The organism is Solidesulfovibrio carbinolicus (assembly GCF_004135975.1).
Taxonomy (GTDB): Bacteria; Desulfobacterota; Desulfovibrionia; order Desulfovibrionales; family Desulfovibrionaceae; genus Solidesulfovibrio; species Solidesulfovibrio carbinolicus.
In genome coordinates, this window is the sequence record NZ_CP026538.1 from 318054 (window position 1) to 343336 (window position 25283).

At 66.6% G+C, this 25283-nt stretch carries 21 protein-coding genes; 6 read left to right on the plus strand and 15 right to left on the minus strand.

What is annotated here, in order from left to right; genetic code table 11:
* Positions 1 to 155: 155 nt before the first annotated feature.
* The 5 genes from C3Y92_RS01365 to C3Y92_RS01385 are packed head-to-tail and all read left to right on the plus strand — an operon-like array spanning position 156 to position 6548.
* On the plus strand, positions 156 to 1868 hold the full coding sequence (locus C3Y92_RS01365; RefSeq protein WP_129348771.1) for a hypothetical protein: 1713 nt from the start codon (positions 156 to 158) through the stop codon (positions 1866 to 1868).
* A 40-nt stretch (positions 1869 to 1908) separates the two neighbouring features.
* Complete coding sequence (gene fdhF, locus C3Y92_RS01370; RefSeq protein WP_129348773.1) at positions 1909 to 4026, plus strand: formate dehydrogenase subunit alpha; 2118 nt, start codon at positions 1909 to 1911, stop codon at positions 4024 to 4026.
* A 19-nt stretch (positions 4027 to 4045) separates the two neighbouring features.
* A complete protein-coding gene (locus C3Y92_RS01375; protein WP_235669570.1) occupies positions 4046 to 4615 on the plus strand; it encodes a 4Fe-4S dicluster domain-containing protein in 570 nt (189 codons plus the stop codon).
* On the plus strand, positions 4612 to 6027 hold the full coding sequence (locus C3Y92_RS01380; RefSeq protein ID WP_129348777.1) for a [Fe-Fe] hydrogenase large subunit C-terminal domain-containing protein: 1416 nt from the start codon (positions 4612 to 4614) through the stop codon (positions 6025 to 6027). Before C3Y92_RS01375 ends, C3Y92_RS01380 begins: the two co-directional genes overlap by 4 nt.
* Entirely contained in the window at positions 6027 to 6548 is a 522-nt protein-coding gene (locus C3Y92_RS01385) for a 4Fe-4S dicluster domain-containing protein (RefSeq protein ID WP_129348779.1), read from the plus strand. The genes C3Y92_RS01380 and C3Y92_RS01385 overlap by 1 nt, the downstream gene beginning before the upstream one ends.
* Before the next feature lie 161 nt (positions 6549 to 6709).
* Here the strand turns inward: C3Y92_RS01385 and C3Y92_RS01390 are convergent, their stop codons facing one another.
* The 9 genes from C3Y92_RS01390 to C3Y92_RS01430 all read right to left on the minus strand — a co-directional run bounded on the left by C3Y92_RS01390 (position 6710) and on the right by C3Y92_RS01430 (position 15211).
* Positions 6710 to 7930, minus strand: coding sequence for an ABC transporter substrate-binding protein (locus C3Y92_RS01390; RefSeq protein ID WP_129348781.1), 1221 nt, complete (start codon positions 7928 to 7930; stop codon positions 6710 to 6712).
* Positions 7931 to 7932: 2 nt separating this feature from the next.
* Positions 7933 to 8931, minus strand: a complete 999-nt coding sequence (locus C3Y92_RS01395; RefSeq protein ID WP_129348783.1) for an ATP-binding cassette domain-containing protein — start codon at positions 8929 to 8931, stop codon at positions 7933 to 7935.
* Positions 8928 to 9626, minus strand: a complete 699-nt coding sequence (locus C3Y92_RS01400; protein ID WP_129348785.1) for a GTP-binding protein — start codon at positions 9624 to 9626, stop codon at positions 8928 to 8930. The genes C3Y92_RS01395 and C3Y92_RS01400 overlap by 4 nt, the downstream gene beginning before the upstream one ends.
* Before the next feature lie 85 nt (positions 9627 to 9711).
* Positions 9712 to 10899, minus strand: a complete 1188-nt coding sequence (locus C3Y92_RS01405; RefSeq protein ID WP_129348787.1) for a GGDEF domain-containing protein — start codon at positions 10897 to 10899, stop codon at positions 9712 to 9714.
* 155 nt (positions 10900 to 11054) lie between these two features.
* The gene (gene ahcY / locus C3Y92_RS01410) at positions 11055 to 12479 is read right to left on the minus strand and encodes an adenosylhomocysteinase (protein WP_129348789.1); all 1425 of its coding nucleotides are present in this window, start codon (positions 12477 to 12479) and stop codon (positions 11055 to 11057) included.
* A gap of 15 nt (positions 12480 to 12494) precedes the next feature.
* Positions 12495 to 13427, minus strand: coding sequence for an ArsR/SmtB family transcription factor (locus C3Y92_RS01415; RefSeq protein ID WP_129348791.1), 933 nt, complete (start codon positions 13425 to 13427; stop codon positions 12495 to 12497).
* Between the two features lie 74 nt (positions 13428 to 13501).
* Positions 13502 to 14494 carry a GTP pyrophosphokinase gene (locus C3Y92_RS01420; protein ID WP_129348793.1) on the minus strand — a complete coding sequence of 331 codons (993 nt, stop codon included), beginning with the start codon at positions 14492 to 14494 and terminating at the stop codon, positions 13502 to 13504.
* A gap of 127 nt (positions 14495 to 14621) precedes the next feature.
* The gene (locus tag C3Y92_RS01425; RefSeq protein ID WP_129348795.1) at positions 14622 to 14954 is read right to left on the minus strand and encodes a type II toxin-antitoxin system PemK/MazF family toxin; all 333 of its coding nucleotides are present in this window, start codon (positions 14952 to 14954) and stop codon (positions 14622 to 14624) included.
* Positions 14954 to 15211 carry an AbrB/MazE/SpoVT family DNA-binding domain-containing protein gene (locus C3Y92_RS01430; RefSeq protein ID WP_129348797.1) on the minus strand — a complete coding sequence of 86 codons (258 nt, stop codon included), beginning with the start codon at positions 15209 to 15211 and terminating at the stop codon, positions 14954 to 14956. The genes C3Y92_RS01425 and C3Y92_RS01430 overlap by 1 nt, the downstream gene beginning before the upstream one ends.
* A 226-nt stretch (positions 15212 to 15437) precedes the next feature.
* Here C3Y92_RS01430 and C3Y92_RS01435 point away from each other — a divergent pair, with 226 nt between their 5' ends.
* Positions 15438 to 15818, plus strand: a complete 381-nt coding sequence (locus tag C3Y92_RS01435) for a response regulator (RefSeq protein ID WP_129348799.1) — start codon at positions 15438 to 15440, stop codon at positions 15816 to 15818.
* Positions 15819 to 15881: 63 nt separating this feature from the next.
* Here the strand turns inward: C3Y92_RS01435 and C3Y92_RS01440 are convergent, their stop codons facing one another.
* The 6 genes from C3Y92_RS01440 to C3Y92_RS01465 form a co-directional block, all read right to left on the minus strand.
* Positions 15882 to 18629, minus strand: a complete 2748-nt coding sequence (locus C3Y92_RS01440) for a CHASE4 domain-containing protein (RefSeq protein ID WP_235669571.1) — start codon at positions 18627 to 18629, stop codon at positions 15882 to 15884.
* Positions 18630 to 18814: 185 nt separating this feature from the next.
* Positions 18815 to 19828: an SPASM domain-containing protein gene (locus C3Y92_RS01445; protein WP_129348803.1), complete on the minus strand. Its 1014-nt coding sequence runs from the start codon at positions 19826 to 19828 to the stop codon at positions 18815 to 18817.
* Positions 19825 to 21051 (minus strand): AmmeMemoRadiSam system protein B, encoded by a 1227-nt coding sequence (gene amrB / locus C3Y92_RS01450; RefSeq protein WP_129348805.1) that lies wholly within the window; start codon positions 21049 to 21051, stop codon positions 19825 to 19827. The genes C3Y92_RS01445 and amrB overlap by 4 nt, the downstream gene beginning before the upstream one ends.
* Positions 21052 to 21168: 117 nt before the next feature.
* On the minus strand, positions 21169 to 22788 hold the full coding sequence (locus C3Y92_RS01455) for a peptide chain release factor 3 (RefSeq protein ID WP_129348807.1): 1620 nt from the start codon (positions 22786 to 22788) through the stop codon (positions 21169 to 21171).
* A gap of 310 nt (positions 22789 to 23098) precedes the next feature.
* On the minus strand, positions 23099 to 24595 hold the full coding sequence (locus C3Y92_RS01460) for an outer membrane homotrimeric porin (RefSeq protein WP_129348809.1): 1497 nt from the start codon (positions 24593 to 24595) through the stop codon (positions 23099 to 23101).
* Positions 24596 to 24705: 110 nt separating this feature from the next.
* On the minus strand, positions 24706 to 25200 hold the full coding sequence (locus C3Y92_RS01465) for an AmiS/UreI family transporter (protein ID WP_129348811.1): 495 nt from the start codon (positions 25198 to 25200) through the stop codon (positions 24706 to 24708).
* Positions 25201 to 25283: the final 83 nt, after the last annotated feature.

Genomic DNA, 25283 nt, shown 5'->3' on the forward strand with positions numbered 1-25283 from the left:
GCCTGGCGCGGCTTTGAACTCGCGTAACCGGATTGTGGGAGCCGGCGTCTATGCGGCGGGTCGGGCGTCGCACGGCGGCGCGTACCCGGACCGGTCGCCTCGCGGACGGGAGGCCAGGCGTCGCGCCTGGCACGCCGCCCCGGTCGGGATAGGCTATGTGGCGTACGCGTTTCGTCTCCTGGTTGTCCGAGTTGCCCCGGCCCCGAAGATGGCTGCTCCCCTTGGTCCTGGCGCTGGCCGCCGTGCGCGTGGTTGCCGTGGCCCAGATCCAGCTGCCCTTTAACGGCTGGGACGAGTTGCCGCATCTGGCCGTGGCCTACCACGTCCACAAGACCGGGGCGATGCCCACGCCCCGAACGCCCATGCCGCGCGAGCTCGTGCCCTTCATCACGGCCCATCCCCACCCGACCACGTCGCTGTCCATGTTGCGCGGCATTGCCGCCAAGTCCTACCCCGGCAGCGATCCGGCCTGTTCCCTGGAGCCGGCCAAGCGTTACGACATGTTTTGCTACCAGGCCCAGCACGGGCCGCTGCTCTATTTTCTGGCCGCGCCGTTTTTGTCCGGCTCCGACCCGGCAAGCCTGCTGGCCTGGGCCGACGGCGTGCGCCTGATAAACGGGCTGCTGCTGTTGCCCACGCTTGTCCTGTGGCATCGCCTCCTGCGCCGCGTATTCCCCCGCGACGGCCGGCTGTCCTGGCTGTCCGACGGCGTTGTCCTGCTGATGGCCAACTTTTCCTACGTCTTTTATAACTTTGTCCGGTTTTCCAATGACGCGTTGGCCCTTTTCCTCGGCACGTCCGCCCTGGCCCTGTACCTGCTGCATATCGCGCCGCGTCCGCTGGCCGCGCCCGGCTGGTTATGGCGCTACGCCCTGCTTGGCGGAGTTGTCGGGCTGGCTGTGCTGGCCAAATCCACCACCCTGGCCCTGGTTCCGGCTCTGGGTTTGTCCGTCCTCTGGCAGGGCCGCCGTCCCGGAAGCCGCCGGGCGGCGCTGGTGTGCGCCGCCGCCCTGGCCGCCGGCTACCTCGCCGTGGCCGGCTGGCATCATGCCGTCAATTTTGCCAGGTACGGCCAGCCCACGGCCATGCAGGAGGCGGTGCTAAACACCAAACAAGGCTTCGGCCCGGCCCGTTACCTCGCGGCGGCGGCCAAGCTGGGCTACGGCGTCTTTCGCAACCCCGTGCTGTACAATGCCATCCCCCACGTGGCCGGCTGGTCCAACCTGCGTTCGCCGGACTGGATGAGCAGCGCCTTCAAGTTGGCCGTGACGTTTTGCGCCGCCGCCCTGGCCGTGGCCCTGGTCCGGTCCAGGGCACGGCGCGAGGCCGGACGGCTCGGCGGCGGCGCGGTCTGCCTGGGGCTTTTGTGGGTGTTCACCGTGGCCGCCCTGGGCTACCACGCCGTGCATTCGGCCGCCCGCTGGGGCGTGCCCACCACCGGCGGCTGGTACGGCATGTTGGCCCTGCCCGTGACCTTGGCCGCACTGCTCGCCGGGCCGGCCCTGTGCGGCCGGCGGGCGGGAAGCCTGGCGCTGCTGCTGCTGGTCGGGGTGTTTAGCGTCGCCTTTCTCGACGGCACCTACGGCGTGCTGCCGTTTCAGGAAACGGGCGCGGCCGGGCTGGCCGAGGCCGGGCGCGTCTTGGCCGGCCATCACGCCCTGCCGCGCATTCCCCTGCCGGTATTCCTGGCGGCTGACGTGCTGTGTCTGGCGGGCTGCCTGATCCTGGCCCTCGAGGCGGTCTGGCGCTCGGAAACAGCCGGCAAAGTCGTGCCCTTGCACGCAATACACGCGAGAGCACGGCGGCGTGTCGCCCCCCTGGAGGCCACCCCGGCCCGGATTGGCGCGGCGGATAGGGCCTTGCCGTAACCGCCATGTCCTGGCATGGCCTGTGCCTCAAGGCACGCCCATGCAACACATCCCCACTATTTGTCCCTACTGCGGCGTCGGCTGCTCCCTGACGCTTTGTGTCGAGGACGGCCGCGTCGTTCGGGCCGAACCCGGCCCGTCGCCCTCGGTCAACGGCCCGGCGCTGTGCGCCAAGGGCCGTTTCGGCTTCGATTTCATCACCCATCCCGACCGGCTGCGCGCGCCGCTCATTCGCTCGCGCGGCCGGCTGCTCCCTGCCTCCTGGGACGACGCCCTGGCCCTGGTCGCCGGCCGGCTGGCCGAGGCCGCCGCGGCCGGCGGCCCGTCGGCCGTGGGCGGCTTTAGCAGCGCGCGCTGCACCAACGAGGAAAATTACCTCTTCCAGAAGCTGTTCCGGGCCGGGCTTGGCAGCAACAACATCGACCACTGCGCCCGGCTCTGACACGCCCCCACCGTGGCCGGTCTGGCCACCACCCTGGGCAGCGGCTCCATGACCAACGCTATCGGCGAAATCGCCGCCATGGGGCCGGGCGACGCCTTGTGCGTCATCGGCTCCAACACCACCGAATGCCATCCGGTCATGGGACTTTCCATGCTCGAAGCCAAGCGCCGGGGGGCGGCACTCGTGGTCATCGACCCGCGCGAGATCGATCTGGCCACACGGGCCGACGTCTGGCTGCGCTTGACCCCGGGCACGGACGTGACGCTGCTGTCGGCCATGGCCCGGGTGATCGTGGACGAAGGTTTGGCTGACGAAGACTTCATTGCCGCCCGCACCGAGGGCTTCGAGGCCTTCCACCAGGGCCTAGCCGCCTTTGCTCCCGAGGACGCGGCCGGGGTCTGCGGCGTGCCGGCCGAGGCCATCCGCCGGGCCGCGCGCCTTTTGGGCAAGGCCGCCAACGCCGCCTTCTACTACACCATGGGCGTCACCCAGCACGTCACCGGCACGGACAACGTCCTGGCCGTGTCCAACCTGGCCCTGGCCACCGGCAACCTGGGCCGGCCCAAGACCGGGGTGAACCCGCTGCGCGGGCAAAACAACGTCCAAGGCTCCTGCGACATGGGCGCGCTGCCAAACGTCCTGACCGGCTATAGGCCTGTCGGCGACGCGACGGCCCGGGCCGCCTTCGAGGCCGCCTGGGGCGTGCGGCTGCCGGCCGAGTCCGGGATGACCATCCCCAAAATGCTCGACGCCGCCCACCACGGCACGCTTCGCGCCATCTACGTCTTTGGCGAAAATCCCATGCGCAGCGACCCGGACGTGGCCCATGTGGCCCATTGCCTGAAGGCGCTGGATTTTCTGGTGGTCCAGGACATCTTCTTGACCGAAACGGCCGAGCTGGCCGACGTGGTGCTGCCCGGGGCGAGCTTCGCCGAAAAGGACGGCACGTTCACCAACACCGAACGCCGGGTGCAGCGGGTGCGCCGGGCCGTGGCTCCCATCGGCCGCAGCCGCCCGGACTGGATGATCCTGGCCGAGCTGCTGGCCCGGCTGGGCCGGCCCGAACGCTACGCCGACGCCGAGGCCGTCTTTGACGAGATGCGCCGGCTGACCCCCAGCCACGCCGGCATGACCTACGCCCGGCTGGAACGCGGCGGCCTGCAATGGCCCTGCCCGGACGAAACCCATCCCGGCACGCCCATCCTCCACGTGGGCCGCTTTGCCCGGGGCCTGGGCCGGTTCGTGCCGCTGACGGCGCGCTCCCGGGCCGAGCCGCCGGATGACGCCTATCCATTGACCCTGTCCACCGGCCGGGTGTCGCCCCACTACCATACCGCCACCATGACCCGGCGCTGCTTCGGCCTGGCCGGCGCGGCCCCCGAGGAACTGGCCGAGGTGCACCCCGACGACGCCACTCGCTACGGCATCGCGGACGGCGGCCTCATGCGCCTGCGTTCGCGCCGGGGCGAGGCCACGGCCCGGGCGCGCGTCACCCGCCGCGTGCCGCCCGGCCTGGTCTTCATGACCTTCCATTTCACCGAATCCCCGGCCAACGCCCTGACCACGGCCGAGGCCGACCCCGTGGCCGGCACGCCGTCGTTCAAGGCTTGCGCGGTGGCTATTGCGGGGAGAGAAGATGCCTCCGGCGGCCGGGGGGATGATCCCCCCGGACCCCCCGAAAGGGGGAAGGGGGTAAGCGAGGTTGGATGTGAATAGTATGGGATTACGACCTTTTGTGAGTGTGACGCCTGGGGCCTGCATTGGCTGCCGGGCTTGTGAATTGGCTTGCGCCGCCGCCCATATGGCGGCCGGGGCCACCGTGGGCAGCATGACGCGGCCCCCGGTCCCCAGGCTCTACCTCGTGCGCGAGGGAGGAACCGCGGCCCCGGTGGCCTGCCGCCACTGCGAGGCCGCGCCCTGCGCCGCCGTGTGCCCCACCGCCGCTGTGCGCTGCGACGCCTCGGGGGTGGTGGTCGAACCCGCCCGCTGCATCGGCTGCAAGGCCTGCCTGGCCGTGTGCCCGGTCGGGGCCATGGCCCTGGCCGAGGTCCAGGACCACGGCCGGCCCGTGCTGCGCCGCGTGCCCGATCCGGCCGCGCCGGGCGGCTTTGTCGAGGAACCGGCCTGGCTGGCCAGCAAATGCGACCTGTGCCGGGAGCGGCCGGCCGGCCCGGCCTGCGTGGGGGCCTGTCCGGTCGGGGCCCTGTCCCTGGTCGTGCCGGGCGAGGTGCGCCGTGTTCGGCTCTTGGCCGCCGCCCGGGCCATGGCCGCCGCCGCATCAGGGGCACGGGAGGAAGGAAGATGAGCGCCCGTCCCGGCATCGCCCCCGTTATTGCCATTGACCCGAACCTGTGCACGGGTTGCCGCCGTTGCGCCGAGGTGTGTCCTGTGGGGGCCGTCTCGGGGCCGCAAGGCCAGCCCCAGGCCATCGACGCCGAGCGCTGTGTGCTGTGCGGCCAGTGCGTGCAGGCCTGCTACGCCTTTGCCGCGCCCTTTGACGAGCCGGCCCACGATCCGGCCGCCATCCGCCGGCAGCGCGGCGCGTCCGAGGCGGCCGGCCCGGTCTTCGCCGCCCATGCCCGGTGCGATCTCGATGCGGCCAAGGCCTTGGTCGCCGATCCCTCGCGGGTGGCCATGGTCCAGTGCGCCCCGGCCGTGCGGGTGACCCTGGCCGAGGAATTCGGGCTGGCTCCGGGCTCGCTTACCCCGGGCAAACTGGCCGCCGGCCTGCGCCGCCTGGGCTTTGCCGTGGTCTACGACACCACCTTTGCCGCCGACGTCACGGTGATGGAGGAAAGCGCCGAACTGCTGGCCCGCATCGCCGAGGGCGGCCGGCTGCCGCTTTTCACCTCCTGCTGCCCGGCCTGGGTGCGCCATGTGGAAACGGCCTGGCCGGAATTGACCCCCCACCTGTCGTCCTGCAAGTCGCCCCAACAGATGGCCGGGGCGCTTTTCAAGAGCTACGCCGCTTCGTTGGATGGTTTCGATCCGGCCGCCGTGGCCAGTGTTTCGGTCATGCCCTGCACGGCCAAGAAGCACGAGGCAGCCCGGCCGGAGCTGCGCTCGGGGCCGGCGGACCTCCCCGACGTGGACGCGGTGGTCACCGTGGCCGAGCTGGCCGCCTGGCTCAAGGAGGCCGGCATCGACTTCGCCGCCCTGCCAGGCGAACCCTTTGACGCGCCCCTGGGCCGCTATTCCGGGGCCGGCGTCATCTTCGGGGCCACGGGCGGGGTCATGGAAGCGGCCCTGCGCACGGCCGTGGCCCTTTGCGGGGAAGGGCGGGAAACGGCCGGCCCGGAATCGGGCATCGTCTTTTCCCCGGCCGGTCCCGGCGTCGCCCGGGCCGAGTTCGAGCTGGCCGGGAGCAAGCTGGCCGCCGTCACGGTTTCGGGGCTGGCCAACGTGGGGCCGCTGCTGGAAGCCGTGGCCGCTGGCACGGCCGATTTCCAGTTCATGGAAGTGATGTGCTGCCCGGGCGGCTGCGTGGCCGGCGGCGGCACGCCCAAGCTCTTGCCCGGCCTGGACGTGGCCGCCGCCGTGGCCGCCAGGCGGCAGGCGCTTTGCGACCACGACCGGGCGCTGCCCGTGCGTGCCGCCCACGCCAACCCGGCCGTCACGGAACTCTATGCCGCCTTTCTGGAGCGGCCGTTGTCCCACCGTTCCCACGAGCTGCTGCACACGGTCTACGGTGGGGCGGCCAAGGGGGGGCACGACTGATGCACGCCATGGTTTTGGCCGACGCCGAGCGCTGCATCGGCTGCCGGGCCTGCGAGATCGCCTGCACCCTGGCCCACGCCGCCACTGGGGAAGACCCGGGCCGGGCGGCCGAGGCCGGCGCGGCCTTTGCCCCGCGCCTGACCGTGGTGCGCGACGGTGGGCTGGCCGTGCCCGTCCAGTGCCGCCAGTGCGAGGCCGCGCCCTGCGCCGCCGCCTGTCCTACCGGGGCGCTGTATTCCGACGGCCGGGCCGTGGTCGTCGATACGGCCGCCTGCACCGGTTGCAAGGCCTGCCTGGCCGCCTGTCCGGTGGGGGCCATGGACATGCTGCCGCTGGCCTCCCTGCCCGGGCGCAAGGTTGCCGGCAAGTGCGACCTGTGCGCCGGCCGGCCGGCCGGTCCGGCCTGCCTGGCCGTGTGCCCGGCCGGAGCGCTGTTTCTCCATGACCCACAGGCGCTTGGTCAACTCTGCGCGGCCAGGCGTCGCCGGGCCGCCCTGGCCTGTGCCGGGTCCGCGCCCTGACTGCGGTCGCCTGAGCAACGATATTCCCCGCCCCCCAGAACGCCAATTTCCACCCTAGCCCCCTTTACCCATTTGGGGGGTCCGGGGGCCTCAGGCCCCCGGCGGAGAGGGTAAGGCAGAGGCAGCGCCTCTCCTGGCCGCCGGAGGCATTCCCCCCCCGCTTACCGATGCCGCTCGTAGTACGCCGTGGCGAAGGCCGCGCCGGATTCGGCGATGAGCGGTCCGAGGTCGCGGCTTTCCAGCACGTCCCAGCCTATAAACCGCAGGCGTTTGCCGGCCGGCATGCCGCCTCCCGTGGCGGGCAGCGTCGGCGGCAGGGCCGCACCGGCGCAGATGGCCGCCGCTTCCCGGCCCAGGAACAGATCCAGCAGGGGCGTGACGGCTTTATTGGCCGTGGCCTTGACCATGACGAAGAGCGGCGACACCAGGGCTCCGTCCTCGGGCCAGATGATCTCCACATCCCCTTGGCGCGGGGCGGCGTTGGCGAAAAAGGCCGGCATGACGGCGATGGGGGGCGCGTCGGTGCCAGGGGCCGGCCGGAAGACCTGGGCAGGGTGGGTGTCGCAGACCATGGCCCGTCCCAGGGCGGCCAGGGCGTCCAGGCCGTGGCGCAGGCGGATATGCAGCAGCAAGGTGGAGTCGCCGGCCGTCTCGGGCGGGCCGCACAGGCCGATCTTGCCGGCATAGGCCGGATTGAGCAGGTCGTCGAAGGAGCGCGGCACGGGGAGCTTGCCCAGGCGCGAGGGCACGGCCACCATCACCAGCGGATTGACGGCGTAGATGCGGCATACGCCGCGCGGATCGGCCAGCCCGGCCTCGGCCAGGGTCGGGTTGACGTCCTGGGGCAGCCGGGCCAGCAGGTCGCCAGCGGCGAAGCGGTCGCGGAAGCTTTTGGAAAGAAAGCCGTTTAGGCCGGCCGACACGATCATGTCCGGCACTTCTTCGGGGCGCGTGAGTTCCGAGGCCAGATCGTTAAGGGTGTGCTTGCCGCAGCTGTCCATGAAGATGCGTGGCCAGGGGGCGCTTGGCGGCAGGGATTCGCGCAGGTTTTCGAGCGCTATGCCCATGGGGGCCTTGAGCGGGCAGGGCAGGCTCAAAAACAGGCGCAGGCCCGGGGAGAGCGGATTCCAGCCGTCGCAAAATAGCGGCGTCATGCCGGGCGCGGGCCGGTCGGCGGCGGCGTGGAGCGCCTCGGCGAAAAGCGGGGCGGACAGGCCCGAGACGGACAGCAGCGAAGCCATGGACAGAAAGGGCGCGGCGCTGGCCAGGAATTCGGCGTCGGTGGCGGCCGTGATGCCCAGTTCGGCCAGCACGCCTCGGGCGGCGGGATGAGCGGCCAGGAAGCGGGTCACGGGCAGGGCGAGGTCGGGAAGCTGGGGCATGGTCATTTCTCCTGGGAAAAACACAGGGAACCGCCCCGGCGCAGGGAGTCGCGCAGGGCGGCGAGTTTGGCGTCGGCCTCGGCCAGGGCGGCCAGGGACGCGTGTTCCTCGGGGCTGGTTTCGATGACGGCGGCCACGGCTCCGGCGGCAAAGACCAGCCGGCGGCCGGCGGTCAGGGCCAGGAGCGGATCGTGGGTGGCCATGAGCACGATCTTGCCGCTGCCGGTAAGGAGTGAAATGGCTTTTCGCCGGTCGATGCCGGCGTTTTCGATCTCATCCACCAGCACGATGGGCGAGGCGCACAGCCGGGCCACGTCGGCGATCATGAGCGCCCGGCTCTGGCCGCCGGAAAGGGCGGTGAGCGCCGTGTCCGGGCCGAAGGGCTCGCCGGCCAGCGCGTTGGCGAGGCCCTCCACCGCCTCGGCGGCGGCCGGAGCGTCGGCCAGAAGCCGGCTTTCGGCGTGGGCGATGAGAAATTCGCGTACGGTCAGGTCCATGACGAAATGCATGTTCTGGGACAGCTGGGCAACGAGCCGCCCCGAGGCGGCCAGCCGGCCGGCGGCGTCGGCGGTCTTGCCGTCCAGGAGCACCCGGCGGCCCGTTGGTGTGTCGCCGTCGGCCAGCCATTCGACGTCGGCCAGAAAGCGGCTCTTGCCCGAGCCGGTGGGACCGACCAGGGCAACCACATCGCCGGGGACAAGGGTCAGGTCGAGGCGCTCGGGCCGGCCGTCCTTGCCCGTGCCGCCGCGCACGGTGAGGGAGGCGACGCGCGGCGCGTCGGCCCGAAGGCGCGGCAGGGCGGCGAGAAAATCCGCGAACCGGGCGAAGAGTGTGGCGGCGTCCGTGCCGACCTCGGCCAGGGCGTCCGGGGTCAGGGCGGCGAAGTAGTCGGCCGGGGCGGCTTCGGGGGCGGGCATGGGCAGGCCCTGGGCGGCGAAGAAATCCCGGGCCGGGGGCAGGGCCTCCCAGATGGCGGCAAAGGTCGGGTACTTCCTGGTCATGCCGGCTCCCGGGGAAAGTCCATTTTGCGCACGTTGCCCATCTGGTGGTCGGTGCCGATCTTGCGCTGGCCCAGGCAGTAGGAGCACACGGCGGCGGGCATGGTGAAGCGCAGGCTGGCCCCGTCGAGGGTCGGCGTGGCCGGCGCGCCGGCGACGACGTGGGCCAGGGCTTCGGCCCCCTGGCCGGTCAGGCCGCTGACGAAAAGCACCGTGGCCCGGGGATTGGCCCGGCGCACGCGGAAGGCGAAGACCTCGCGCTCGGCCTGGGAGACCACGTCGCCCTTGGTGACGGCCACCACGTCGGCCAGGCGCAGCATGGGGCCGATCTTGGCCGGGGTGTCGATGCCCGAGAGGTTGTCGACGACGCACACGGCCAGGGCTCCTTCGACGTGGGGGGCGCAGCGGTTGCACAGGCCGGCGCTTTCGACGGCCAGGACGTCGAGGCCCCGGGACAGGCCCCAGGCGTGGGCATCGGATGCGTTGCACACGAAAAAATGGTCCGGGCACAGCGCCCCGGACTGGCCGGCGGCGCAGGGGATGCCGGCGGCGTCGAAGACGTCCTTGTCGCGGCCGGTCAGGCAGTCGAACTTGACCACGCCCAGGCGTTTGCCCTGGCGGCCCAGCACGGCGGCGAGCTTGAGCAATACGGACGTCTTGCCCGATGACGGCGGGCCGGCCACGGTGACAAGTTGCATGGGGAATCTCGCTCCTTGTTGCCTCGCCGACTTGTGATCGGCCAGAAAGCCCCCTCCGTCAACGTGGCGCGGGCGGACGGGACGCTCAGGAGACGCGGGAACCGGGCGGGCAGTCGATGGCGGTTTCGGCCTGGCGCACGCAGTTGCGGGCCTCGTCCTTGGCGGCGAGCAGGGCCATGTCGGCCAGGCGCAGGAAGTCCGCGCCGGAGTCGTCCAGGCTGCCCCGGCGGCTGGAGACGCCGATGGTGGCTGTGAGCGGCTCGGGCAGGCCGTAGCTTTCCCAGTCGTGGCAGGCGATGGCGGCGCGCAGGTTTTCGGCCAGCCCGGCGGCGCGGTCCGGGGGGGTGCCGGCCATGACGACGCAGAATTCGTCGCCGCCGATGCGGGCCACGAAGCCGAACGCTCCGACCTCGCGGATGAGGATGCGGCCCAGCTCCACCAGCACCACGTCGCCGGCGGCATGGCCCAGGCGGTCGTTGACGGTCTTGAAATGGTCGAGGTCGATAAGCGCCAGGCTGGTCCAGTCGTTTCGGGCGGCGGCCCGGGCCAGGGCGTCGGTGAAAGCGGCTTCGAACCCGCGCCGGTTGGCCAGGCCGGTCAGGTGGTCGATGTCGGCCAGGCGGCGGATTTCGGCTTCGGAGCGTTCCCGATGCAGCAGCACGAAGCCCAGGGTGCAGGCGATGAGGCTGGGGGCGGAAATGAGCAGGGAATAGGTTTGGACGGGACCCGAGGCAAAGGGGTTGACGCTGGGGTTGTCGCTTAAGTAGGCAGCCGCGCCACGCAGCAGGCAGGCTCCGGCTCCCAGGACATAGCCCAGGGCGAAGATGACGATGACGCGCAGGCGGTACTGGTTGCGCCGGGCCAGGAGCACCCCGGCCAGCATGAGGCATTGCACGGTGTAGAGGGCGTTGGCGAAGATGGTGCGGGTCCGGGCGGCGTCCATCCAGGCCGTGAAGATGCAAAGGGCCAGAAGCAGCGGCAGGGCATAGGCCAACCGGCTGCGCCGGTTGCCGAAAAAAACGTCCAGGGAGGCGAGGTAGCAGGTCCAGGAGGCCGTGAAGAGGAGATTGGCCAACAGGATGGAGGCGATGTTCGGAATTTGGCCTCGCAACATGAAGAGCGGCCCTGCGGTCAGTTGCGCCGCCATGCCGGCAATCCAGAGCCAGGCTCCCTTGGCCCGGGAATCGGAAAAGGCCACTGCAAGCATGACGGCAATGCAGAGGTTGGTGACGAAGTAGAGCGTGATGGTAGTGGGGAAGTCCAGGACCGGCATGGGCGGTGGGTAATATGAAACCCTATCCCGCGCAAGGGTTGTTGCGGTTTTTTGCTTCCCGCGTTGCGAAAAATCGGGGCCGCCGCGACGGGCGTCGCGGCGGCCCCGGGCCGAAACGGGAGGGCAATCCCTATTCGGAAAGGATAGCGTGTCGCCTAGTAGCGGTAGTGGTCGGGCTTGTAGGGGCCGGCCGCGTCGATGTTGAGGTAGGCGGCCTGGGCCGGGGTCAGGGTTTCGAGCTTGGCCCCGAGGCGCTCAAGGTGCAGGCGGGCCACTTCCTCGTCGAGGAGCTTGGGCAGGGTGTAGACGCCGATCTTGTAGTCCTTGGTGGCCAGCTCGATCTGGGCCAGGGCCTGGTTGGTGAAGGAGTTGGACATGACGAAGCTCGGGTGGCCGGTGGCGCAGCCGAGGTTCACCAGACGCCCTTCGGCCAGCATGAGGATGGAATTGCCCGAAGCCATGGTCCATTTGTCGACCAGGGGCTTGATCGTGTTCTTTTTGCAGTGCGGGGTGGTCTCCAGGTAGGCCACGGCGATTTCGGAGTCGAAATGGCCGATGTTGCAGACAATGGCCCCGTCGCGCATCTTTTCCATGTGCGCGCCGGTGATGACGTCGCAGCAGCCGGTGGCGGTGACGAAGATGTCGCCCTGGGAGCAAGCGTCTTCCATGGTGGTGACTTCATAGCCTTCCATGGCCGCCTGCAAGGCGCAGATGGGGTCGATCTCGGTGACCAACACGCGCGCGCCAAAGCCCTTCATGGAGTGGGCGCAGCCCTTGCCCACGTCGCCGTAGCCGGCCACGACCACGACCTTGCCGGCCACCATGACGTCGGTGGCCCGCTTGATGCCGTCGGCCAGGGATTCGCGGCAGCCGTAGAGGTTGTCGAACTTCGACTTGGTGACCGAGTCGTTGACGTTAATCGCCGGGAACAGCAGTTCGCCGGCCTGCATCATCTGATAGAGGCGATGCACGCCGGTGGTGGTCTCTTCGGACACGCCGCGAATCTTCTTGGCCATGCGCTCGAACCGGCCGGCGTCGGCGGCCACAACCGCCTTGATGCGGTCCATGATGATGGCCATTTCCTTATTGTCGGTCGGGGCGTTCAGGACCTTGGCGTCCTTGGCGCATTTGACGCCGTGGTGAATAAACAGCGTCGCGTCGCCGCCGTCGTCCACGATGAGGTCCGGGCCGGTGCCGTCGGGCCAGGTCAGCGCCATCTCGGTGCACCACCAGTAGTCTTCCAGGGTCTCGCCCTTCCAGGCGTAGACGGCGGCCAGGCCGTCGGCGGCGATGGCGGCGGCGGCGTGGTCCTGGGTCGAGTAGATGTTGCACGAGGCCCAGCGCAGGTCCGCGCCCAGAGCGTGGAGGCACTTAATCAGCATGGCGGTCTGGATGGTCATGTGCAGCGAGCCGGTGACGCGAAGGCCGGCGAGCGGCTTTTTGTCGCCGTACTTGGCGATGACGGCCATAAGGCCCGGCATCTCGTTTTCGGACAGCTGCATTTCCTTGCGGCCCCAATCGGCCTGGGCCATGTCGGCGACCATGTAGGGCAGGGAGAGATCAAGGGGTTTGACGCTCATGGGCGGCTCCTTTGTCTAAGCGGGTTGGCGGGGCGTCGCCACGGCGCGGGCGGCGACGAGCCCGTTGTTGACGGGATGTTCGGACCAGTCGGCCAGGCTAAAGCCGGCGCGGTCCAGCCATTCGGCCAGTTTTTCACGGGAAAAGCCCAGCCAGCGGTCGCCGAAGCGACGGCGCATGGCTTCGTCCTCGTGGGGCGCGAAATCGATGACCACCAGCCGTCCGTCCGGGGCCAGCACGCGCCGGGCCTCGGCCAGGGCGGCGGCCGGATCGGGCAGATGGTGCAGGGTCAGGCAGATGACGGCAAAGGCGGCCTCGCCGTCGGCCATGGGCAGGTGTTCCAGTTCGCCCATGCGCACGCTGACCGGCAGTCCGTGGGTGCGGCGTTCGGCCAGGGCCAGCATGGAGGGCGAGCTGTCCACGCCGATGACGGCCCCGGCGCGTTCGGCCAGCACCGGGAGCAGATCGCCCGGGCCGCAGCCCAGGTCGGCGGCGGCGGCCATCCGGTCGGGCATGACCTCGCGCACCAAGGCGGCGGGGTCGAGATCGCCCAGCACCTCGCGGCGAAGGGCAGCCCAATCGGCGGCGATGTCGTTGAAAAAGCGGCGCGTTTCCAACCGGCGCTCGCGCAGCACGGCGTCCACGGCGGCCAGATCGGCGTCGTGGCCGGCGGCGTCGAGAAACGGGGCCAAGCAACCGAGAAACGCGGCGGCCGGGCCGGCGGTCACGGCGCTGTAAAAGGTCCAGGCCCCTTCGCGCCGGCTGCAAAGCAGCCCGCAGCCGACAAGGATGGCGAGGTGTCGCGACACGCGGGACTGCCCCATATCGAGGACGGCGGTGATTTCGCCCACGGACAGTTCATGGCGCGAGAGCACGCGGACGAGGCGCAGACGCGTTTCGTCGGCCAAGGCCTTGAACCAGGGGAGGGGAGTGGCGTCGCTTTTGAGCATATCAAGATATCCTGATATGCGGGTCTAGTGATTTTTTGGGGGGAGGTCAAGGGGGGGGCAAAATGCCTAGACAGCTATTTGATGTCAGATTGTTCTTTGGTCAAAATGTCAGTAACGACAGCGTCTCCGAATTTGGCTCTCAGAGCTTCGCGAGCAAGGCCAACGTGAGTAAAAAAAACGCCTCTATTAACTCTGTCTTTACTTGTTCCGATATAGTTGTGGCTTCTTGCATAGGATAGCCTTTCTTCTTCACTTTCAATGATTGCTTTGTTGTTTTCCTTGATAAGTTTTTTTAGTTTTTCAGGTGTGTCAACGTTTAATTCCATTAGATTTGAAAGAAGTTTTGAGTAATTTTCTGATTCGCTTTTGTTGCCTTTTGGTAGCAACTCGTCTAATATCCTAGCAAGTGTGTCGACGTTTAGTATTTCAGATGTATCTAAGTCGGAGCGTATGGACTCCTTGTACTTGGCACGCTCTATGAGGATTCTATCAAATTCCATGTCGACAATTTCGAGGAGTGCAGAGATTCTGTGGATAGATCTTCTAAGCTGCTTGGGAACGTTTGATTCAATTTTATATTGCAATTTATGAGATGACGTTGCCCAGATGTGTTGCGATAAAGTTCTGAGCTGTATCTCGATATTAATTCCTTTGAAGTCTCTCCATGTAGGAACGTTTAGCCAGTCTTCTTGGATTTGTACTATGTAGTGTTGTGATTTGTATCCAAACTGAGATTCGTCAAGCCTGTCCGAGGTGTCTTCGGTCCCGCTAATATTGAAATTCTTACGAATGATGTTGTCGACAGTCGCAATGTCTTTGATGAAAAGCAAGATGATTCTAATGCCGACTAGATCGTGTAAGTCGGTTATTTTGTCTATGTCCAAGCTCTTTCGATCAATTTTTTCGACAATTGAAGACCATGATTTGACTCTTCCTTCTAGTGGAACGCCAAGGGTTAACTCATGTTTTTCAAAAAGTCGTACAAGCTGATCTAGAGTATTTTGTTTAAGCTCTTCTGCTCGCCTTATGTTTGCGCGATAATCAGCTTCAAGAGAGTCAATGTTCATAACGTTCCTGGCGGTGAAGGGATATGTAGAGGTTATAGAGGTATTGTTTTGAAAAAATTGATATAATATTTAACCTTGTATTATTGCTGAGTCAAGAGGTTATACTCTTTAATCGATTGCTCTCCCCTCACCCCACAATCACCCCCACCCTCCCCAAAACCTCCGCCATGACGCCCGGCGGCACGCTCTCCAGCTTCCGGCCGCCGCGCGCCGCCACATCCAGGGCGCGGGGCTGGTCGCAGCGCACCACGCCGGTGGTCCGCGTGCCGGCTCCTTCCAGGGACACGGCGAAGCCGGCCGTGCGGGCGAAATTGCCGCCGGTGGTGATGGGCAAGACGACAGGCGTGCCGGTGAGGCGATTAAACGCGCCGGGCGAGATGATCAGCACCGGCCGCGTGCCTTGCTGCTCATGGCCGGCCGTCGGGTCCAGGGACACGAGATAAATGTCGCCGCGCTCCATTACAAAAGCTCATTGCCGGTCGGCCGGCCGTCCAGCCACTGCCGGTCTTCGTCGCTGACGGCGGCCGAGGCGTCGCACTGGGCCAGCAGCTCGTCCAGGGTGTAGCGCGGCGGCCGGATCGGCTCGATCACCAGCCGGCCGTCGGCCACGGCCAGCCCGACGCTGGAGCCGGCCTGCAACGCCAGCAGTTCGAGGATGGCCGGCGGCACGGCCAGCATGACCGATCCCCCGACTTTGCGCAGATTGGTGGTGTGCATGGCGGGTCTCCTGAAGGGTTATACAAATGTATAATCTCCCGATGCCGGCCTGGCAAGCGGCCGGCCGTCGCCCGACCGCCGTGGTTTTGCGGCTCGGCCGCGCCCGCGTCCCTATTCGCCTGCGCGCCATGTCCGCGCTCTGTCCCGCGCCGTTTGACGCTGGCGGCTCCCTCGTCGTATAGTGTTCGTTCTCCACCAAGGCTGCGAAGCCGCAGAGGGCGCTTTCATGGGCAATGCCGGAAAAATTCTGGTCGCGGACGATTCCGCGGTCATGCAAAACGTGCTGAAGAAGATTCTTCTCGGCATCGGCTGCCGGGACGTGCGCACCGTGGCCAACGGGCAGGCGGCCTGGGAGCTGCTGGAAAGCGAGAAGGACTTCGAGCTGGTGTTCGCCGACCTGCGCATGCCCCGGCTGTCCGGCCTGGCGCTTTTGGACAGGATTCGCCAGACACCGGCCATGCAGGCCCTGCCCGTGGTCATCATCAGCAGCGAGGCCGATCCGGCCCGCATCCTGGAAGCCGGCCAGCACAACGCCACGGCCTATGTGGTCAAGCCGTTTTCCGTCGAAAAAATCTCCGGCGTCGTCAAAAGCATCCTGGGGCGGTAGCCGGTCTCCCGGCTTGGGCGGGGCGTGGCGAGACGTCGGCTCGGCCGGCCGCTGTCGGCGCGGTCAGTCCGCCTTGGGCCGTGCGCGCGCCAGATAGTCCGTGACGGCCTGCTCGGTTTCCCGGGCGGCGTCCAGCAAGCGGACAAAGGCGGCGTCCTCGCAGGGTTCCTGATTCTTGAGCGCCTTTTCCATGGTCGTTGCCACGGCGCAGAGCTTTTCCGCCCCGAGCTGCTGGGCGAGCCCCTTGAGCGAGTGGATTTCAAAGCCCAGTGTTTCCGCCTCGGGCCGCGCTTGCACCAGGGTGATGTCGATCCTTTCCGCATTGTATTTTTCGAGATACCCCTCGCAGACTTCCCGATACAGTTCGACGTCGCCGCCAAGTTTGAGCAGGGCCAGTTCGCTGTTAAGCGTCCGGGCGTTGCCCTGGCCGTCTTGTGGCGTGTCCGTTTCCGGCTGGCCCGACGCGCCGTGTTCGTAGCGGCACAGTCCGGTCATGTTTTGGTGCAGCAGCAAAATCTTCTCATAGAGCACCTGCGGATCCAGTGGCTTGGTGATGAAGTCGTCCATGCCGCAGGCCAGGCATTCATCCCGGATGGTGTCCAGGGAATAGGCCGTCATGGCGGTGATGGGGACGTCTTTGTTGAGCGGCGTGGCGACGCCGTCCCGGATCAGGCGGCACAGTTCGATGCCGTTAATTTCCGGCATTTCGATGTCCAGGAAGACCATGTCGAACAGGGCGGTCTTGAGAAATGTCAAGGCTTCCTGAGCGCCCTGGGCCAGGATGGGTTCCTGGTTGAGCAGCGAAAACACCTTCTGGGCCACGCGCAGGTTCATGGGGTTGTCGTCCACGACCAGGATCATCAGGCGGTCGAGGGGGGCCTCCCGCGTCTTGGCGGCGTCGGGTTTGGCGTAAATGGCGTTGTAGTCGCCTTGGGGCAGGGGCAGGCGCACGGTGAAGCTGCTGCCTTGGCCCGGCGTGCTGGCCACGGTGATTTCGCCGTGCATGAGGCTGACGAGCTGCTTGCAGACCGACAACCCCAGGCCGGTGCCGCCGAACTTGCGCGAGGTCGAGTTGTCGCCCTGGGTGAAGGGCTCGAAGATGGTGTCGAGGCGGGCGTGTTCGATGCCCACGCCGGTGTCGCTGACGGTGATGCTCGCCTCGTAGCCGCCGGCCGCCGTGTCCTTGATCGTCGTGGCGTTGACGGCAATGCCGCCGAGCTTGGTGAATTTGAGCGCGTTGTTGGTCAGGTTGAGCAGGATTTGCCGCAGCCGGGCCGGATCGCCCCGGACCACGACGTCGGCGCCGTCGTCGAGGTGCGTGACGAGTTCGATGTTTTTCTTGTTGGCCAGGGGAGCCATGAGCCGGGTGGTGGATTCGATGACGCTTCTCAGGTTGAAGTCGATGCTCTCCAGAACGATCTTGCCGGCTTCGATTTTGGACAGATCAAGCAGATCGTTGACGATGGTCAACAGGTGGTCGGAAGATTCCTTGACGGCCGTCAGGCAGTCGCGCTGGTCGTCGGTGACGGATGTGCTCAGAAGATAGTCGTTCATGCCCTTGATGGCGTTCATGGGCGTGCGGATTTCGTGGGTCACCTTGGCCAGGAAATCCGTCTTGGTCTTGTTGGCCTGTTCCGCGACGACCTTGGCTTCTTCGAGCTTCTGGCGGATTTTCTCGTTCTCGACGTTTTTTTCCTGCAAACGTCTGGTGCGTTCCTCGACAAGGTTCTCCAGATTGAGTTTGTAGTTGGTGATTTCGGAAATATAGAGGCTGATGTAGCGGGCCAGCTCGCTGATCTCGTCGTTGCCGGAGATGGTGATGTCTTTTTTTGCGCCGAAGACGTTGATGGTCTTGTTGATCTCGGTGATCTGTGACTTGATGCTTAATATGCGGCGCAGGACTTTGCGTTCGATGAGAAACAGGATGCAACCGATCAGCGCGATGCCGCCGCAGATGAGCAGGATGGAAGACTTTAGCGAGGCGCTCTGCCCCAGTTTGAGGATTTCCTTGTCTCCGGAAACGATCAGATCAAGCGCTTGCGCTCCGGTGATGTCCTTGAGCTTGACGTGGCCGGACAAGGTGGATTCGTTGGTGTCGTAGATGTGAACGGCCAGATCCGAGGCTTCGGTTTGCAGATGTTCCGTGCGCACCTGCCGGCCCAGGGGCGCGCTGTCGAAATGGTCGGCCAGGGTGAAGCGCAGCCGGGTCTTTTCCTCGATTTTTTCGATGATGGGTTCGGTCAGGGCGCGGCCCATGACCAGGGTCCCCAGCTTGGGCGCTTCGCCTTCGCTGTCGGAAATGGGACAGCTGGCGATGATGGTGAAGGTGTCGTGCAGTCTGGCGATGCCGCGTATACGACCCTCCTGGTCGTCGGGCCGCAGCATTGTCGTTTGACGGAGGATGATATCCCGGACGGCCTCGTCGAGCTGGGGCGCAAAGCCTCCGTCCTTTTTGTGGCTGGCCGACCAGGCGATCCGGCCTTCGTTGTCCACGAAGGCGATGAAGGCCAAATCCAGGGAGCCAAGCGTCCTGTCGTTGAGGTTGGAGCGCACGAAGTCGGGCTCTTTTTTCTGCATGAACTGGTAGCTGTCATCCCAGACGGCCCAATCGACGATGATGTCGTCGAGCTTTTGCACCTCTTCATCCAGGAAATTGGCCACGCGCACGGTGTTGTTGGCCAGGGTTTCGTAGGCAAAGCCGGAAAAGGTCTGGGTCAACAACAGGCTGTTGAGCAGGATGTAAAAGGCGATGAGGACGGCGGACCCCAGGCAGATCCAGATCAGGGTGAATTTTCGTATGGAAACGGCCATGTCGCGACTCCGCGCGCAGCGAGGGTTGCAGGTCGGTTCGGGGCAGCGGGCGCTGCCCACAAACTGTCGCATATTCCGAGGCGCGATTGAATCGGTTTTTGGCGCTTTCGTGGGCGGAGAAGACGGGAATTCCGGTCGTTGAAACCGATTCCCGGGCCGAGCGGCGCGTCTCTCGTGTCGCGTCCCTAGGCCACATCCACCCAGAACGACCGCCAGCAGCCGGCGCAGCCCTCGGGCGGCGTGTCGGTGTCGTGGCAGTAGCGAAACTCCCGGTACTCCGTCGCGTTCCAGACGGCGGGCAGGGCATCGACGTGCAGATTGCCGCGCACGTCGCGGGGGAAGGGCAGGGTCGCGCCGTGGAACCGGTAGCTGGCCGGGTCGGCGATGGGCACGTTTCGCAGGGCGCACGGGCTGACCGCGCCGTCGGCGGCGATGAAAAGGGTGCTGGCCGGCCGGTCCGGGCAGCGAAAGCGGGTCAGTCCGCCGTGCACCAGCCGGCTGTCCAGGCGCAGACCCAGCCCGGCCGCTTCCTCGGATGCGGCCCGAAGCCGGGCGGCCAGGGCGTCGAAGGCAGCCTGATCGGCCGGCACCAGGGCGTCGTACTCCGTCTCCGGGCCGGTGGCGTAGGACAGCGGCCGCACATGGACCACGCCCACCCCAAGCCCGGCCAGAAAGCGCGGCAGGGCCTCAAGCTCCCCCTGCTCCAGCCCGGTGCGGGTCAGGGCGTAGCGCACCTCGACTTCCGGCAGTTTGGACTCGTGCACGGCCTTGACGGCGGTGAGCCGGTCGATGGCGGCCAGGGCCGCGTACAGGCTCGTGCCGCGCCGCCGGAAATTGGCGTCCTCCACCAGTCCGGCCAGGGGCAGCACCACCGCGTCGATGTCGTCGCGCGTCAGGGCCGAGGCGTGCTCGTCGGCCAGACGCACGCCGTCGGTGACAAGCACCGTGCGCGCCCCGGCGTGCTTGGCCGCGGCCAGCATGGCCAGGATGTCCGGGTTGGCCAGGGGATCGCCCCAGCCGTGGAACCGGACCTCGGTGACGGCGTCGATCTCGCGCAGGGCCTTTTCGAACAGCGCCAACGGCAGGTCATGGTCCAGCCAGCGTTTCTTGTGGCCGGCCCGGATGGTGAACCCGATTTCGGCCCGACTGCGGGACGAGGCTTCGACGATGAGCCGGTCAAGGACGATGGGCGCGCTCATTTGGGGCAAAAAGCGGCGGCGGCAAAGCTCACGGCCGAAAGGGTCGGGGTTTCGCGCATGATGTCGTGGGAGAGCAGCGTCATGGACGACGGCGGCAGGATCTCGGCCAGAGTGGCCAGGGCGGACAGGCCGCAGACGTTGTAGGCGTCGCCGACCCGGGCCGACTCGGCCCAGAAGGCGTCCCCGTCGCCGGCCCCCAGGGCGGCCAACAGCGCCCGTTCGTGGGCCAGGGCCGCCGCTTCCAGGGCCTCGGCCGGCTCGGCATGGCCGAACTTGCCGCCGATGTGGCAGAAATCCACGCCGGCCACGATGAGCGTGTCGGGCTGGGATGCCAGCTCGGCCAGGGCGTCGAGGAACGGGCCGGCGCAGTCGCGGAAGGCCTGCCGCGTGGGCGCGTCCATCACCCCGGCCGGCGAGCCGCACAGGATGGGGACCATGGCAAAGGGCGCGTCGCCCAGAAGGTGGCGCAGGAACACGGCCTGAAATTCCACGGAATGCTCGGCCTTGTGGGGCAGGCTTGAGGCGTCAACGGACCGGCCGCCGGCGGCGCGCAGCCTGGCCACGGCCTCGGCGTCGGCGGCCACGTCGCCGAGCGGCGTGGCAAAGGCCTTGTCCGTGAGGCAGAAAAGCCCGTCAATGATCTGGTGGCCGACGCCAAGGACGATGACGCGCTTGGGCGCGGCGGCCTTGATGGCCGCGCCCAGGGCGGCGTAGGCGGCGGCGTAGGCGGCCCGGCCGGCCTCGGGGTCGATGTGCGGCGCGATGACGGCCTTTATGAGGCCAGGGGCGTGGCTCGCCTCGGGGGCCTCGGCCAGCACGGCGTCGAGATAGGCGGCCAGCTCGTCCCTGGCGTCGGGGTAGGCCTGGCCGGCAAAGACCGTCTCGCGCCGGGGGGCGGCCTCGAAGGCGGCGGCGATGGCCGCCTTGCGCTCCCGGTAGCCGGGCGAATCCATGAGCCCGGCCGCGTCGAGCTGTTTGACGAGGCCGGCTACGTCGTCGGCAGTCACTTCCCGGCCGCCCTGGGCCTCGGTGACGGCGGCGGCCACCTCGGCCAGGCTGCGCCGGCCGTCCATGAGGGCCATGACCGGCAGCAGCCCCTGGGGGATGCCGGTGCCCCAGGGCACGATTTCCAGGCGGTCGCGCACCAGGATGGTGGGCTGGCCTTCGTGGTCAAAGGGAATGAATTCGAGGTCGTGCCGGGCACGGGGAGTGTCGTGTGTCATGGCCGGGCAAGGTAGCCCAGGCAGCCGGCCTTGGCAACGCGGCACGCGGCCGGCCAAGGACTGGCCCGGCCGCGTGTCGGCCAACAACAATGATCGTCTTATTGCAGGGACGGTCCGCTAGGCCGTGGCGTCGGCGCACTCCCGGGTGGCCTCGAACCGGATGGATTTCCAGCGTTCCACGGTGCGTTCCATCATCCAGTCGCTGGTAAACAGCATGACCCGATGGCCGCCGGCGTCGGTGGCCAGGGCGTCGGATTCCTCATGGACAAGCTTGTCCAAGGCTTCCTTGCTCTCGGCGAACAGCCAGCGGGCGGCGTTGAACTTCGTGCCGACCAGATCGACGTCCACGTCGTATTCCGAGGCCAGACGCTGGGCGATGACCTCGAACTGCAAGGCCCCCACGGCCCCCAGCAACATGCCGCCGCCGTTTAGGGGCCGGAAGAACTGGATGGCCCCTTCCTCGGACAGCTGGGTCAGGCCCTTGTCCAGCTGCTTGGCCTTGAACGGGTTTTTGAGCAGCACCCGGCGGAAATGCTCGGGCGCGAAATGCGGGATGCCCAGGAATTTGAGCGGCTCGCCCGTGGACAGGGAGTCGCCAACGTTAAGCGTGCCGTGGTTGGGGATGCCGATGATGTCCCCGGGCCAGGCTTCTTCCACGCCGCTGCGTTCCTGGGCCATAAAAAGGATGGCGTTGGAGGCCTTGATGTCCTTGCCCAGGCGATGATGGCGCAGCTTCATGCCCCGGTTGAAGCGGCCGGAGCAGATGCGGACAAAGGCCACCCGATCGCGGTGGGCGGCGTCCATGTTGGCCTGGACCTTGAAGACCAGGCCGGTGAACTCCTCTTCCAGGGGGGAGATTTCCCGGGGCGCGGCCGCCCGGGGACGCGGCCCCGGGGCGAGGTCCACCACGGCTTCCAGCAGTTCCCGAACGCCGAAGTTGTTGATGGCGCTGCCGAAAAAGACCGGCGTCTGCTTGCCGGTCAGATAGCGCTCCATGGAAAAAGGGTAGCCCGCGCCGTCGAGCAGCTCCACGTCGTGGCGCAGGCCGGCGGCTCCCGCGTCGCCAAGCAGTTCGTCCAGGGCCGGATCGTCCAGACCCTGAACGATCACGCCCTCCCGGGGGCGGGCGCCCTTGTCGGCGGCCTCGAAAAAGCGCAGCCGGGCTTGGCGCAGATCGTAGACTCCCTGAAATCCCTTGCCCATGCCGATGGGCCAGGACAGGGGCGCGGCCTCGATGCCCAGACTCTGCTCGATGTCGTCGAGGAGTTCCAGGGGCGAGCGGCCCTCGCGGTCGAGCTTGTTGATGAAGGTGATGATGGGCGTGTCGCGCAGGCGGCAGACGTCCATGAGCTTTTTGGTCTGGGTCTCGACGCCCTTGGCGCTGTCGATGACCATGAGCGCCGAGTCGGCGGCGGTGAGCACCCGGTAGGTGTCCTCGGAAAAGTCCTGGTGGCCCGGGGTGTCCAGAAGATTGACGGCATGGCCGTTGAACTCGAAATTCATGACCGAGGAGGTCACGGAAATGCCGCGTTCGCGTTCGATGGCCATCCAGTCCGAGGTGGCGTGGCGACCGGCCTTTTTGGCCTTGATGGCTCCGGCCATGGCGATGGCCCCGCCGAAAAGCAGGAGCTTTTCGGTAAGGGTGGTCTTGCCGGCGTCGGGGTGGCTGATGATGGCAAAGGTGCGGCGGCGGGCCGCCTCGCGGGTAAGTTCCTTGAGAAAGAGCTGGTTTTGCATGGTAAAGTCGCTTTGAGCGTTCTGGCGTGGTTCCTTGTGGTATTGGGCAGGCCACGGCGTAGCCCATCGCGGGGCCGCTGTCCATGCGGCGTCGTCGTCGGCGCGGCGGCTGCGGCCAGGTGGGGCGGACGCGGCTGGTCCGGGGCGACAAAAAACCGCCGGAGCCTTGTCGGGCTCCGGCGGTCGCGTCGTCGGCGCGGGCGGTCCTCGTGTCGCGTCCCTTAAAAAATACGAGAGTATTTTTTAAGAATAATACATGGTTTTAGCTCGTTGACTACAAACACCATAGGCGTTTTTCGCGGACGTGACACTAGAAGGTGTACTTGAAGCCGAAGGAGACTTTCCAGGCGTCTTCGGCCTTGTTGGCCAGGCGGCGGCCCCAGACGCTCTGCTGGAAGGCGCTGGGATGGGCCCAGCCGGTTTCCATGATGAGCGCCAGGTTTTCATACAGCATGTACTTGCTGTCGAAGTTGAGCCCCATGACCCATTCGCTGGCGGTCAGGTCGCGGCCCATGACGAAGATGGGGTTGGAACCCAGCACCTCGTTGGCGTAGCGGATGGCCTTGGACGAGTTGTTGCCGTGGACGTAGGCAAAGGTCAGGCGCTGGGTGAGCTTTTCAATGAAGCTCACGTTATTGAGCGACGCGCCAAAGCCCCAGGCGCCCACAGGGGAGATGCCCATGTTGGAGCCTTTGACCAGTTCCTGGCCGCCGTCGAAGAGGAAGCTGTTGCCGGCGTTCCAGGACTGGGTGCCGCCGTTGTGCTCGCCGCCGCGGCCGGAGCCGGGGAAGAAGTTGGGCATGCGCTCGGAACCGTTTCTGGTGGAGCTGTCCTCGCCCGTGGACCAGAAGCCGAAGGCCTGGGGGGTGAGCATGTTCAGGCCAGTGTATTCCACGGCGGCGTCGATGAACCAGCCGTTGCGGACGTTTTTCTGGTATTCGTTCATGCCGTGCTGGCCCCAGATGACGTCGGCGTAGAACTTCAGCGGATCAAGGGCCGTGACTTCCAGGGTGGTGCCGGCCCACAGGGCGGTGATGAAGTTGTTTTTCCAGCCCACCGGGGAGACGGCGAACAGGCCGGCGGAAATGAGGCCTTCGGCCCAGCCGGCTTCGGTGAGGTAGTGCCCGCCCTTGCCGCCGACGCCAAAAAGGGCCCACGGGGTGGCCTTGAAGCCCTCGACGGTGATGGGCAGGGCCAGCATGTAGCCTTCTTCGTTGGAATAGATCGAGGTGGTGGTGGGGGCGTAGGTGCGGTCGCTGGCGATGGTGCGCACGTAGGCCAGGATCATGCTCAGGTGGTCTTCAATCAGCGGCGTGCTGATGATCAGCGAGGCCACGTCTTCGTCGAAGATGATGCTGCCGGCGAAGAAGGAACTTTGGGGAATGGACGCGGGCTGCAGGCCGGCGCTGATGGCAACGTCGGTGCCGGGCCATTTGAACGACAGATAGGCCTGATAGACTTCAAGGGCCACCTGGGGATTGGCGGCGGTCAGGGTGCCATGGCCCCAGACGTCCTCGACCTTGATGCCCAGGCGGAACTTGACGGCTTCATTGGCGATGAAGTCCGAGCGCAGGCGAAAGCGCTCCCAGATTTCGAAGCGGTCCTCGGTCCTGGTGCCGGCGCGCTGGATGGTGCCGGCCTCGTTGATCCATTTGGCGCTGTTCCAGCCGGTGAAGTTGCGGTTGGCAAAAAAGTTGCCGTAGACCAGGGCGTCTCCGGTCATCCGCACTTCGGTGGCTGCCTCGGCGCGGACGGCGGCGGTCGTGACCAGAACGGCGGCCAGGATCGTCAGCAGTAAGCGTTTCATGATTCCCTCCTCCAAAGGTCGTGACAAAAACAACAAAAACCGAAACCGACGGACGCGATATCGGACAGGCCCGGATCGCGGCGAAGCGATCCGGGCCCTGGGCCGCGAGGCTAGAAAGGCAGCGGCTTGCCCGAGAGCAACAGGAAGGCGGGGATGTACAGCCCCACCGGAACCCAGAGGATGAGCGACCAGGCAAGAACCTTGGCCGAGAGCTTGTTGTAGGCGTTCAGCCACACTTCGAGGGTGAGCACGGTGTAGCCGGCGCAGGCCAGGGTGAAATAGCCGCTGCCTTTCACGTGGTAGTACAGTAGCATGTAGATAAAGGAGATGATGGCGACGGTGAGGCTCACGTTGCCCACGGAGCGCAGGTTGTCCAGGCCGGCCAGCAGCGCATAGGCCACCACGCAGTAGAGCAGGCCATGGGCAAAAAGCAGCCCGGCCGTGAAAGCGTCGTTTTGGATGGCGTTGATAAATGCCCCAAGCACCACGCAAATGCCGACAAAGGCGCAGATGGCCCCCGTGCCCTTGGCTTCGCCGTAGCCGAGAAACAACAAAGCCACGGGCAGCCACATCAAGGAAATGGCGATCAAGATAGCCAGCGTCATCGAAACCCCCTCCGTTACGTTGTGTGTAAAACCCCGCTTGAAACCTCCCGCCGAATAAACCGTTTACGCCAAGGCCGCGCCTC

What these genes read in the sequence shown, in the direction of transcription:
- ahcY (WP_129348789.1), bottom strand. Translation starts at nt 12,479, where the DNA reads ATGAGCGTCAAACCCCTTGATCTCTCCCTGCCCTACATGGTCGCCGAC.
- C3Y92_RS01420 (WP_129348793.1), bottom strand. Translation starts at nt 14,494, where the DNA reads ATGAACATTGACTCTCTTGAAGCTGATTATCGCGCAAACATAAGGCGA.
- C3Y92_RS01465 (WP_129348811.1), bottom strand. Translation starts at nt 25,200, where the DNA reads ATGACGCTGGCTATCTTGATCGCCATTTCCTTGATGTGGCTGCCCGTG.
- C3Y92_RS01385 (WP_129348779.1), top strand. Translation starts at nt 6,027, where the DNA reads ATGCACGCCATGGTTTTGGCCGACGCCGAGCGCTGCATCGGCTGCCGG.
- C3Y92_RS01435 (WP_129348799.1), top strand. Translation starts at nt 15,438, where the DNA reads ATGGGCAATGCCGGAAAAATTCTGGTCGCGGACGATTCCGCGGTCATG.
- C3Y92_RS01400 (WP_129348785.1), bottom strand. Translation starts at nt 9,626, where the DNA reads ATGCAACTTGTCACCGTGGCCGGCCCGCCGTCATCGGGCAAGACGTCC.
- C3Y92_RS01430 (WP_129348797.1), bottom strand. Translation starts at nt 15,211, where the DNA reads ATGCACACCACCAATCTGCGCAAAGTCGGGGGATCGGTCATGCTGGCC.
- C3Y92_RS01460 (WP_129348809.1), bottom strand. Translation starts at nt 24,595, where the DNA reads ATGAAACGCTTACTGCTGACGATCCTGGCCGCCGTTCTGGTCACGACC.
- C3Y92_RS01415 (WP_129348791.1), bottom strand. Translation starts at nt 13,427, where the DNA reads ATGCTCAAAAGCGACGCCACTCCCCTCCCCTGGTTCAAGGCCTTGGCC.
- C3Y92_RS01390 (WP_129348781.1), bottom strand. Translation starts at nt 7,930, where the DNA reads ATGCCCCAGCTTCCCGACCTCGCCCTGCCCGTGACCCGCTTCCTGGCC.
- C3Y92_RS01445 (WP_129348803.1), bottom strand. Translation starts at nt 19,828, where the DNA reads ATGAGCGCGCCCATCGTCCTTGACCGGCTCATCGTCGAAGCCTCGTCC.
- C3Y92_RS01425 (WP_129348795.1), bottom strand. Translation starts at nt 14,954, where the DNA reads ATGGAGCGCGGCGACATTTATCTCGTGTCCCTGGACCCGACGGCCGGC.
- C3Y92_RS01380 (WP_129348777.1), top strand. Translation starts at nt 4,612, where the DNA reads ATGAGCGCCCGTCCCGGCATCGCCCCCGTTATTGCCATTGACCCGAAC.
- C3Y92_RS01455 (WP_129348807.1), bottom strand. Translation starts at nt 22,788, where the DNA reads ATGCAAAACCAGCTCTTTCTCAAGGAACTTACCCGCGAGGCGGCCCGC.
- C3Y92_RS01405 (WP_129348787.1), bottom strand. Translation starts at nt 10,899, where the DNA reads ATGCCGGTCCTGGACTTCCCCACTACCATCACGCTCTACTTCGTCACC.
- C3Y92_RS01365 (WP_129348771.1), top strand. Translation starts at nt 156, where the DNA reads ATGTGGCGTACGCGTTTCGTCTCCTGGTTGTCCGAGTTGCCCCGGCCC.
- C3Y92_RS01440 (WP_235669571.1), bottom strand. Translation starts at nt 18,629, where the DNA reads ATGGCCGTTTCCATACGAAAATTCACCCTGATCTGGATCTGCCTGGGG.
- C3Y92_RS01395 (WP_129348783.1), bottom strand. Translation starts at nt 8,931, where the DNA reads ATGACCAGGAAGTACCCGACCTTTGCCGCCATCTGGGAGGCCCTGCCC.
- amrB (WP_129348805.1), bottom strand. Translation starts at nt 21,051, where the DNA reads ATGACACACGACACTCCCCGTGCCCGGCACGACCTCGAATTCATTCCC.